Consider the following 9656-nt stretch of genomic DNA (forward strand, 5'->3'; position numbering starts at 1 on the left):
AAAGGGGCATGCCGTGACTTCCTTCTGGTGCGGGGTCGTATCCCTGGAGCACATCAAACGGGGCGAGAGAGAAGGCTTTTGCCAGGTTTGCCATGGCAAGCGTTCGCCGCTGGACCGCATGGCCGTTGGCGATGGCATCGTGTTCTACTCGCCGACCGCCACCTTTCGCGGCAAGGAGAAATGCCAGTCCTTCACCGCCATCGGCGAAGTGGTCGGCGCCCACTCCTATCAGTTCCAGATGACGCCCGATTTCGTGCCCTTTCGCCGCGATGTTTCCTACTTTCCCGCAGTGGAAGTCCCCATCCACAGCATGCTCGACGTCCTCGACTTCACGCGCGACAACCCGAACTGGGGCTACCAGTTCCGGTTTGGCCACTTCAAGATCAGCCGGCATGATTTCGAATACTTAGCCGCCGCGATGATTGACGGCGACACATGGCGGGATCGCTTCGCCGAGGAAAGGACACTGCTATGACCTGGCAGAAAGTGGTGGTGACTGGCCTCGGAGTCATCGCGCCAAACGGCGTGGGTCGCACTGAATTCTGGAAAAATGTCATTGCCGGCACCTCAGGCCTCAAAGTGAACCCGAACGCAGCGGCGTTCGGGTTCCGGTCACAAGCGGTCGGGGCTGTAGAAGGCTTCGACGGCGCGCTCTCCGGTCCGGGAGGTCGCCATCAGGCCTTTGCGGTGGAAGCAGCGCGGATGGCCGTCGACGATGGAGCAATAAGCCTCTCGGCCATAGATAGGGACCGTTTCGGCGTCTGCGTTGCCAGTGCCATCGCGGGGGCAGCTGAGATGGAGACCAATCTTCTCCGGCTCGCAGCGCTCGGAGAAGAAGCAGAGCTTCCCAACGACGCGCTGGCGACTTTCGATTTCGGACAGGCGGCGACCTCGGTCGCCGAGATGTGCGGCGCGAGAGGGATGGTGGTCAATATTTCGACCGGCTGCACAGCAGGCCTGGATGCGCTGGGCTTCGCCTATAATCAAATCCGCCTTGGAAACATGGACGTGATGCTGGCGGGCGCGAGCGAGGCGCCTCTCTGCCCTTTGTCGATCGGCTCCTTCGAGGCGCTGGGCGCCCTGTCCACGCGGCAAGTTGACGATCCCCAGCTGGCGTCAGCTCCGTTTACGGCCGATCGCGACGGTTTCGTGATTTCCGAGGGTTGCGGCATGCTGCTCTTGGAGAATTCCGACCACGCGATAGCACGCGGAGCAACCATCTATGCCGAGGTCACGGGCTATGCCTCTGTCAACAATGCCTATCACATGACCGACCTTCCGGCCTCCGGCGAAGCGTTGGCCCATTGCATGGAGTTGGCACTGGTCGATGCCGGCATTGACCGCGACGAGGTCGATCATATCAGTGCGCACGGCAGCTCAACGCCGCAGAACGACATCAACGAGACGGCAGCGGTCAAGGCGGTTTTTGGCCAACTGGCGAAAACGATCCCGATCAACTCACTGAAATCGATGACCGGGCACGCGCTGGCCGCGGCCAACGCCATTGAATGCGTGGCGTTGAGCCTCGAGCTTTTCCATCAACATATTCATCCGACGGCGAATTACCGGCGGAAAGACCCGGCCTGCGATCTTGACTACGTGCCCGGGACTAGCAGGCGGAGACCAATAAGGTCGGCCATGAAGCTGACAAGCGGTTTTTCCGGCATCCACAGCGTCCTCGTCATGAAGGCGGGCCAGGCATGACCCGCAATGTCGTTATCACCGCCGCCACGGCACTGGATCATGCCGCTCCGCAACTGCCGGACAGGCCGGGATATGTCCAAATTCGTATGCTCGCCGAGGCAGTCGTGCACGACCAATGCCCGATCAGCGAGCGGCTGAAACGCAAGACCGACGGCTTTTGCCACAAGGGAATGGCCGTCGCCGCCACGGCGCTCGCGGAAAGTCGGCTCCTTGGGAGCGACCCCGATCCCGCCCGCACCGGCATCTTTGTCGGCAATTGCCTGGGCGGCTGGGGCCGTATCGAGAACGAGGTCCTTGCCCTTCACCGGGACGGTGTCGCGGCCATGGGCCCCTATGTCGCCACGGCGTGGTTTCCCGCGGCGCTGCAGGGCCAGATTTCACTCCATTACGGCTTTCGCGGCCACTCCAAGACATTTTCTGCCTTCGGCGTTGCCGGCGTGCAGGCCTTTATCTATGCCGCCCAGGCCATCATGCTGGATCTTGCCGACACGATCCTGTGCTGCGCCAGCGAGGACCTCTCGAGCCCCTATGTGCGAACCGTTCTGGAAAGAACTGTTGCGCGGGGATGGCCGGAATCGAAAGCTTACGGCGAAAACCGCGCCAGCGGCGGCGCGGAGGGCGCAGCCGCCTTCGTGCTCGAAGAGCGAAACAGCGCGCAGGCGCGTGGCGCGCCGATCCTGTGCGAAATCGTCGGTAGCCATGACGGCTTCGTAGCGACTGCCGACCGTGTTGGTCCCATGCTGGCCTCGATGCTGCCGAAGCTCGTGCGATCCAAAGGCGATCCGCTTCTCTATGTTCTAGACGGCCGTTTTTCCCGAGAACGGGAGGAAACCAGCCGGACGCTGGGCCGCCAGAGTATCGACGCCCGAATGATCGATGCTTCGGCGCTCATCGGAGAGCAGTTCGCCGTCGGCGGCCTGACGGAGACGGTGATCGCCGCGCGCGGGCTGAAAGACGGCCGACTGACGGCGTCGGCCTTCGGGGAATTAGGCGACCGGCCGTTCCGCCAGGCAGTGATCCAACGGCTGTCCTCCAACGGCAATCTCGCCGCCATCGGGCTGCGGGCCACCGCCAACCTTCCATTGAGTTCCATTCCACCACGCCAGGAGCCCGCGACATGAGCAAGATTTTCACAGAGGTTCGGACGATGCTTGCAAGCTACACGGAAACGACCATCGAGGAGTTCGACATGTCGGAGGATCTCGACCGCGGCTATGACATGGATTCCACTGAGCTGACGGAAATCGCGAGGCTGCTGTCGGAGCGCTTCGGGATCACGGTTGCCAAGAGCGAAAGAACCGATTGGAAAACCGGCAACGACATCGCGTCTTTCGTTAACCGCGCGGCCCAGGACGTCGAACCTCAGACGGCGGTTGCGTCATGAAACTGGTATCATGCCTCCTGCAAGGCGGAAGCGGCTCGGCGGGGTTGGCCTTCGCCGTTACACCCGCCGACGTCTGGACACGCGCCGAGGCGGTGGCAGCCGTTTCCCGCTTGCTTGACCGGCTGGCGGGTGCAGGGGTGAAAACGGGGGACCGGGCGCTCGCCATCCTGCCCCACGATCATACCGGCGTCTTTTTCGTCTGCGCAGCCAGCGCTCTCGGGTTGAGGTTGGTCATGCCCTACAGTCTTCAGGAGGGCGCGCTCGGCGAATGGCTGGGCATCATCCACTCCATGCAGCCGAAACACGTCATCTGCCTCGATCCTTCCGCCGCCGATAAACTGCGAAAGGCAGGTATCGCGCTGCTCGATCTCGGCGGCGACCTCGCCCGGAAAGCACCGCCCTCTGAGATGGTGACAATCAGCGCACCAGAATCCGTTGCAGGCTTCCTGACCCTGTTTTCAAGCGGCACGACAGGCAGTCCGAAGGCAATCAGCCTCGGCGAAGACATGGTGGCGCGAAAGATCCTAAACGTCAGCGACCATCTCGGTTTCGATGCGCACACGCGCGCCTTCTTCTCAGGCCTGATCAACAACACGACCGGCCTGATCTTTTCCTTCGGCGCGTTGGCCCATTTCGGCATGCTTTGCGTCCCACAGACGCGTCGTCTCGCCGAATGGCCGAGCCTCGTTGAAGCCTTCCAGGCCACCCATATCATGTTGCGTCCGATCGCACTTGAGCGCTTTTTGGCGGCGGCCTTGGAGAGCGAGGCGGATCTCTCCAGCCTGAAGATGCTGGCCTATGGCGCGGCCGCCATGCCCAGCGCGACCCTGCGGTTGGCGCGCGAGATTCTCTCCTGTGATTTCACGCTCGGCTACGGCCTCAGCGAGACGTTCGGACCCTTCGTCTTCATGAATGAGGCGGCCCATCGCGCCGGACTGCAGGACGGCGAACAATACCGCGTCGGCATACCGGATGAGAGCAGCCGTGTCTGGATCGATGCCCCGGATGCGGACGGTGTGGGTGAAGTTCTGATGGAAGGGCCCTTCCTCATGGAGGGCTATATCGACACGGCGACCGGCGAAGCAACACCGATGACGGGATATCTGAGAACGGGCGATCTCGGTCGCATCGAAACGAACGGGCATCTGATCCTCAAGGGGCGACTCTCCTCCAGCCTGCTCACATCTGGCGGCCACCGGATCTACCCGGAGGAAATCGAGGCGCTGCTTCGTTCGATCGACGGCGTGGACGAGGCTGTGCTTATCGGCCTGCCGGGCGCGGACGCAATTTCGCTAAGGCCCGTGGCGTGTATCCATGGCGATCTTGCTCGCCGCGAGACCGGCTACGTTCGGGATGTTCTATCCCGGAAAGTGGAACAGATGTTCGGGCGGGAGAAATGGCCCGATTTCCTGTTCGCCAGCGCCGTGCCGTTTCCCAAAAATGCCAACGAGAAGATTCTGAAGGAGGATGTCGCGCGATTGGCAGCGGCGGCCGAGTTGATCCCCCTTCGCGGCGCATTTCATGGGGAGGCAAGTTGATCATGACCATCGTTCTGTCGCACTCGATCGTCTGCCAGGCCGAACCAAGGCGCGTATTTTCCGTCATAGCCAGACCGGAGGACTGGCCGGCGCTATTTGAACCCTGCCTGGCGGTCGAAATTATCGAACGCGACCACGGCGTGGAGCGCATCGCCGTCACTGCCATGGTGAACGGCGAGCCGAGAAGCTGGCAATCGCGACGAACCGTCGATGAGGTTTGCCTTCGTATCGATGTCGAGATGATCGCGCCGCTGGTGCTGGTTGCGGCAATGCGCACAAGATGGCGCGTTTATGATCTGGGGCAGGGGCATTCGCTGCTCGTACTGGAACACGATTACGATCTTGTCGACACCATCGGGGGGCTCGTCGCCGGCGTCGAAACCCCAGCCCAGGCAAAGGACTGGATCAGTTCCGGCATCGACTCGAATTCGATCGTCGAGCTTGAAAACATCCGCCAGGCCTCCGAAGGGCTCGCGGCGGAGACGCCGGACGCGGACAATCTTTACCGGGCAAGTCATTCGGTGATCTGTGAGGCCCCGCCGACACTCGTCTTCCCGTTTGTCGCCGATCCCACCCGTTGGCCGGGCCTGTTCAAAGCCTGTACGGCAGTGGAAGTCCTTTCGCCCGATGGCGCATGGGATGTGGTGAAGATCCACGCCGATCAGGCGGGCCGTAGCGTCGATTGGACGACGCGCCGACGGGTCAATGCCGAAGCGCTCGTCGTGGACTACGAGCTTATCGATCCGATGCCATACACGAAGGCGATGAGCGGTCGCTGGCGGGTGGTGGCGCTTGGTCCGGAGCGATGCCTTCTCGCCGTCGAGCGCTCATGGTCCATCATTGATCCGGTGCCTGCGCTGCGCGAAGAGATTGCCACCGTCGCTGCCGCGGCTGCCTTTGTCGCCGGTTTTGTGGAAACGAATGCACGACGCGAGATGGAAGCGATTGCCACCATCGCCGCCGATCATACCGCCGCGCCGCTTTACATCGAGACAGAGGTCGACGTCGACGTCGATGCAGACGCGATTTACCAAACGCTTGCGAATGCTGGCGCCTGGCCGACATTTGCGCCCCATTGCCGGTCTCTCCATGTGGGTTTCGATGACGGCGTCTACCAGGAATTACTCTTCGAGATCGAGACGGCAGCGGGTGAGCGCGAGGTTTTCCGCTCGTTTCGCAATTGCAACCGGGTCAAAAGGTCTATTTCCTTCGTGCAGGTTGAACCGCCGCGCGCGCTGGAACGGCATCACGGGAGATGGCAAGTCGCGGCGACTCCGGCCGGCGCGCGGGTGATCTGCCGCCACTTCGCCACGCCACGCCGGGGAGAGGTCGCCGATATCACTGCGGCCGAAAGGCGCGACGAGGCGCTACGCAAAGCGATCGAGGCCAACAGCCGGACGATCGTTCTCGCCTGCGAGGCGCATATCAAGGCCGGCGGCAGGGAGCGGGCAGCATGAACGCGCACAACCGTCCTGCCCGCATATCCTCGGCAGTCTTGGAGCGGGTCGGCTACTTCCTGCCGCGCCTGCTGTTTGCCAACGCCAGGATTGCCCCGCAACTTCATTGGGGCGACATCACCCGCGCGCTCGATGGCTTCGACGCCGATCTCGTGGATCCGGCATCGGCCGCCTTCTGGGACGAATGGAGAAAACGCTTCAGCGCCATTGGCGAGAGCTACGAGATGCTGGCGGCGTCGAGTGCCTCCACTGCGGGCAAAGGGGAAGCGTTGCGCTCGGCCTCGGCCGCGTACCACTTCGCCGAGTTCATGTTCTTCGAGGAAGCTGGCATCAAAGCGGAGCTTCGACAATCCGTCCGCCGTTGTTTCACGCAGGCCATGGGGCATTCGGAAACAGCCTACGAAACTCGGACGGAAAGGGTAGGGGGGTGCGAAGTGACGACCTTCCGTTTCTTCCCCCTTACGCCACATCCGAAAACCGGATTTCCTTGTGTCATCCTCTGCAATGGGCTCGATTCCATGACGGAGATCGAGATCCTCTCGATCGGCGAATATTTTCTGAACCGCGGGATCGCCATCCTGCTCTTTGAAGGACCCGGGCAGGGTTTGGACCTCGGCATTCGGCCGTTGCGCATCGATATGGAGGCAGTGGTCGCAGATCTCTTGTCCGCGCTCGAGAGGGACAGCAGGGTAGACGCGAACCGCCTCGGGTTCTTCGGCGTGAGCTTCGGTGGCTATTTTGCGCTGCGTGTGGCGCAGGCGTTGCCGAGGAGGTTTCGCGGCATCGTCAACCTGTCCGGCGGGCCTGAGATCACCCAGTTCGCTAGGTTGCCCAGGCGCTTGAAGCAGGACTTCGCCTTTGTGCTCGGCTGCGAGGACCCACTCGACATTCAAGCCCGCTTCGACACCATGCGCTTGAAGACGGCAGGCGATACCCAGGGGCCGGACATACTGTCTATTCATGGAAGGCTGGACGACATCTTTCCGCTCTGCGCGCTTCAAACCCATGCCGAAGCCGCTTTCGGGCGGCACGAGCTGAGGGTCCACGAGACCGAAGCGCATGTGTGCATGAACCACCTTCATCCCAACCTGATCGGTGCGTCCGACTGGATGCTCGAAAGGCTTGTTCATTCAGTCTCCGCCATTCAGCCAAAACAAGAAAGGGCGCTCTCATGACCGATCCATCGAATGATTCAAGGCGTTGCGCGTTGGTAACCGGCGCATCCGGGGCAATCGGTAGCGCTGCGGCGCGACGGCTTGCCCAAGACGGCTTCCGCATCGCCATCGGCTTCTGCAAGTCGCTGGAAAAGGCATTGTCATTGAAAGCCGAGTTGCAGGCGACCCACGGTGATGGCGCGGCCGAAGTCTTCCAGGCGGACCTCGCGCAGAAGGGCGCGGCCGACGAAATTTTCGTGAGAGCACTTGGCCATTTCGGCCGCATCGACGCGCTCTTTAACAATGCCGGCGCGATCCGACCCGGCCCGCTTGCCTCGATGGATGATGCTGCCTTCGACGCGGTTTTTGCCGCCAATGCCTATGCGACATTCGCGCTTCTGCGCCAGGCCGCCCGGCACCTCTCCGACAATGGGCGGATTGTCTCGACCTCCACGACAGTGGTCTCAAGCCCAATCGCTGGCGCCTCTCTTTATGCGGCCAGCAAGGCCAGCCTCGAACTGCTTACCATGGTTGCGGCCAAAGAGCTCGCGCCGCGCGGCATTACCGCCAATGCCTTGCGCGTCGGCCCGACGGTGCCGGGACTTTTCGCGCTCGCCCCCGTGGAGCGCCAGACTGCGATGGCTGCCGCTGCGCCGTTTGGTCGTCTCGGCACACCGAAGGACACCGCCGAAGTTGTCGCATTTCTGATGAGCCCGGCGGGCAGTTGGATTACCGGGCAAATCCTCACCGTCGACGGAGGTATCACAAGCTAGAACAGAGGATGTCGCGAAGGAGGAGCGCTAGCCTCCGTCGAGATGTCAGGGGAGCGCGTCGAATGCTGCAGGAAGAGCATCCTGCGGGTTTTGGGAGAGGCATCGGATGGTCATGTTCAGGAAACGTTTTTTGTGTGATATCCGGGCAGCGGCTGACGTCGAGGCTCTGAGAAAGGTCATCGCTGATGTCGGAACCACCTTCGGTTTCGATGGCTTTGTCTATGCCAGCTGGCCATCCAACTGGCGCAATCGCAGCAGGCTCGGTGCGATCGTCAGCTGCGACAGTCTGATGCGTTTCTTCTCCGACCCCACGATAGCCCACGCCGACGACCGATTCATAGTTCAAGTGATGAACACGATCCGGCCGACATGCTGGAGCCTGGAAGCGGGTCCTCAAACCAGCCCGTTGACGAAGGAGTTCACACAGCTGGGCTTCCGCTTTGCGTGGGCCACCGGTGAAAGAGATTCCAACAACAATCTCGGCTTCGTCGGGTTCCTGCGCCGCCGGTCGGATCCCGCCCCCCGCGACACCAGGGACGACGATGAGCTCGCCTGGATGAGCTTTGTCATCCACCTCCACGGCGGCGAGGTTTTCGCCCGTATGCGACGTGCGGCGCTCTCGACCGCGCTTTCGGAGCGGGAATGCGAGGTTCTGCGCTGGACCGGTGACGGCAAGACCTCGGAAGAAATCTCGTCGATACTCGCAATCTCGAAAAACACCGTGAACTTTCACGTGAAGAATGCCTGCCTGAAGCTCGGATGCAGCAACAAGACCTCGAGCGTCGTCACCGCCATGAAGATGGGCCTGCTCTAGAGGCAAATGCTCAATACCGGCTTCGACCGGACGATACGCGTACCATTTCGACTTTGCAGATTTGCGGCGAGCAGCTGATCGAACCGCCGCTACCAGAGCACCACTTGTATCATCGATCCCGAACGAAGATCGTCTCGAGCGATTGGTGCAAGTCAATGTGCAATCAAGACAATTCCGTCTTGGTTTAACAGTCCGCGACGAAAGACAAGGATCAAGGAAATGAGCAAGACAGTCAGATTCGAAGCATCGCATACCAATACTGTAAATGCCTCGGCCAGCGACATTTGGGCCATTTGGACGGATGTCAGCAAGTGGACGGCTCTGGACGCTGGCAACGGCAAGGCTTCCCTCCGCGGCAGCTTCGCCCCCGGATCAGTCGTTTCGCTTACGCTTCGCAACGGCAGCACTTTCGAAGTCCATCTCAAGACAGTGACGAAGAATGAAGAGTTTTCTGACGAGACCGCCGTTCCCGGCGGCGTCGTGCGGACCTACCACAAGATGAAGCAAAGCGGTGACCATCTCATCGTGACCTACGCCTTGGAAGCCGAAATCACCGAGAAGGAGGCTCACGCCTTCAGCATTGGCCTTTGGCAGAACCTTGTCGCGGGCATTCCGTCACAGGTCGAAAACGTGACGGCCTTGGCGCGCGCCGCCTAAAGACGCCAACTTCGGTTCCTCACCGTGAATGCGGTGAGGAACTTCTACAGCCCACAAAGAGGCACCGTGTGACCTTGCCCCGCCGAATTAATCCATTTTGAAGTAAGCTCTGGCCCATTGAGAGGACCAGAGGATGAAGCGCAACCGTTTTACAGACGAACAGATCATCGGCATT

At 61.2% G+C, this 9656-nt stretch carries 10 protein-coding genes; all 10 read left to right on the top strand.

What is annotated here, in order from left to right:
* Positions 1 to 13: 13 nt before the first annotated feature.
* The 10 genes from VH564_RS25040 (at position 14) to VH564_RS25085 (ending at position 9481) form a co-directional block, all read left to right on the top strand.
* Positions 14 to 475, top strand: a complete 462-nt coding sequence (locus VH564_RS25040; RefSeq protein WP_423342555.1) for an EVE domain-containing protein — start codon at positions 14 to 16, stop codon at positions 473 to 475.
* Positions 472 to 1704, top strand: coding sequence for a beta-ketoacyl-[acyl-carrier-protein] synthase family protein (locus VH564_RS25045; RefSeq protein ID WP_423342556.1), 1233 nt, complete (start codon positions 472 to 474; stop codon positions 1702 to 1704). Before VH564_RS25040 ends, VH564_RS25045 begins: the two co-directional genes overlap by 4 nt.
* The gene (locus VH564_RS25050) at positions 1701 to 2825 is read left to right on the top strand and encodes a beta-ketoacyl synthase N-terminal-like domain-containing protein (RefSeq protein WP_423342557.1); all 1125 of its coding nucleotides are present in this window, start codon (positions 1701 to 1703) and stop codon (positions 2823 to 2825) included. The genes VH564_RS25045 and VH564_RS25050 overlap by 4 nt, the downstream gene beginning before the upstream one ends.
* On the top strand, positions 2822 to 3088 hold the full coding sequence (locus VH564_RS25055; RefSeq protein ID WP_423342558.1) for an acyl carrier protein: 267 nt from the start codon (positions 2822 to 2824) through the stop codon (positions 3086 to 3088). The genes VH564_RS25050 and VH564_RS25055 overlap by 4 nt, the downstream gene beginning before the upstream one ends.
* On the top strand, positions 3085 to 4626 hold the full coding sequence (locus VH564_RS25060; protein WP_423342559.1) for a class I adenylate-forming enzyme family protein: 1542 nt from the start codon (positions 3085 to 3087) through the stop codon (positions 4624 to 4626). The genes VH564_RS25055 and VH564_RS25060 overlap by 4 nt, the downstream gene beginning before the upstream one ends.
* Positions 4627 to 4628: 2 nt before the next feature.
* On the top strand, positions 4629 to 6083 hold the full coding sequence (locus tag VH564_RS25065; RefSeq protein WP_423342564.1) for an aromatase/cyclase: 1455 nt from the start codon (positions 4629 to 4631) through the stop codon (positions 6081 to 6083).
* The gene (locus tag VH564_RS25070; protein WP_423342560.1) at positions 6080 to 7258 is read left to right on the top strand and encodes an alpha/beta hydrolase family protein; all 1179 of its coding nucleotides are present in this window, start codon (positions 6080 to 6082) and stop codon (positions 7256 to 7258) included. Before VH564_RS25065 ends, VH564_RS25070 begins: the two co-directional genes overlap by 4 nt.
* On the top strand, positions 7255 to 8010 hold the full coding sequence (locus VH564_RS25075; RefSeq protein WP_423342561.1) for an SDR family oxidoreductase: 756 nt from the start codon (positions 7255 to 7257) through the stop codon (positions 8008 to 8010). Before VH564_RS25070 ends, VH564_RS25075 begins: the two co-directional genes overlap by 4 nt.
* A 130-nt stretch (positions 8011 to 8140) precedes the next feature.
* Positions 8141 to 8824 (top strand): LuxR C-terminal-related transcriptional regulator, encoded by a 684-nt coding sequence (locus tag VH564_RS25080; RefSeq protein WP_423342562.1) that lies wholly within the window; start codon positions 8141 to 8143, stop codon positions 8822 to 8824.
* 219 nt (positions 8825 to 9043) lie between these two features.
* The gene (locus tag VH564_RS25085) at positions 9044 to 9481 is read left to right on the top strand and encodes a hypothetical protein (protein ID WP_423342563.1); all 438 of its coding nucleotides are present in this window, start codon (positions 9044 to 9046) and stop codon (positions 9479 to 9481) included.
* Positions 9482 to 9656: the final 175 nt, after the last annotated feature.

The organism is Rhizobium sp. HT1-10, assembly GCF_049472505.1.
Lineage (GTDB): Bacteria > Pseudomonadota > Alphaproteobacteria > Rhizobiales > Rhizobiaceae > Rhizobium.